The 1,009-nt window shown below is 81.6% G+C and carries 1 pseudogene; it reads right to left on the reverse strand.

The features are described from left to right. Nucleotides 1-980 (reverse strand): annotated as a pseudogene (gene bchD, locus E2C05_RS32045) (magnesium chelatase subunit D); the annotation flags it as partial. Nucleotides 981-1,009 lie beyond the last annotated feature (29 nt).

Genomic DNA, 1,009 nt, shown 5'->3' on the forward strand with positions numbered 1-1,009 from the left:
GGCGCGCCGAGCCGGAGGCCGTCCAGCAGGCCGGCCGGCACCGCGGCGGCGGCGGCGGCGAGCAGCATCTCCTGCAGCGCCTGCGGGTCGGGCAGGTCGTCCTGCGCCGCATCGCCCGGATCCTCGGGCGGCGGCGCATCCTCGGCCTGCGGCTCCGGCGGCGCCGGCTCCTCCTGCTCGGGCGCCGGCAGGCGGGTGGCGCGGGGCGCCAGCACCAGGCGGGCGGCGAGCGCCGCATCCGCCTCCGTCACCTCCTCCCGCCCGGCCAGGGCCGCCGCCGCCTTCGCCGCCCGCAGCGCCAGCACCGGCGCGCGCAGCGATCCGATCCCGAGGGCGAGCGCCGTGCCGCACAGCGCCTCCAGCACCGCATCCCCCGCCGCGATGCGCGGCAGCAGGGACCGCGCGGCGGCGATCGCGGCCGGCCCGGGCGACTCCCCCGCCATGGCGCGCGGCGCGACGGGGTGCAGGTCCAGCCGGAAGGCCAGGCGGTCCAGCAGGGCGGCGGGCGGCGCCTCCTCCGGCGCCAGGCCTTCATCCAGGGCAAGGACCGCGAAGCGGGCGGCCGCGCGCCGGGCCAGCCCGTCCCGCTCCGCCACCACCTCCCCGCTGTCCATCGCCGCGGTCAGGTGGGCGGCGGTGTTCGGCGTCACCCGCTCCGCCATCGCCAGCAGCAGCACGCCGCCATCGGCTTCGGCCAGCAGCCCGCGCTCCGCTACCGGCCGCCCGGCGGCCAGCGTCGCCGCGAGGTCCAGCCCGCCGAGCAGCCTTCCGTCGGCGACCGAGAGCGGCACGCGCCGCCAGGGCGCGGCATCGGGGAGCAGGCCGCGCAGCAGGCCCAGCCAGCCCTCCCGCACCGGGCCCGGCAGGGCGTGCAGGCAGGCACCGCCCAGCCCGATCGGGTCCACCGCGAGCAGCGCCGCGGCCTGCACCGCCGCCGCCCAGGGGGGCGTGCTGTCGGCCGCGTCGGGCGGCGGGGGCACGGCGCCATCGGCCGGCAGGCCCGCAGCCT

The sequence above is a fragment of the Paracraurococcus ruber genome, from assembly GCF_004353985.1.
Lineage (GTDB): Bacteria > Pseudomonadota > Alphaproteobacteria > Acetobacterales > Acetobacteraceae > Paracraurococcus > Paracraurococcus ruber.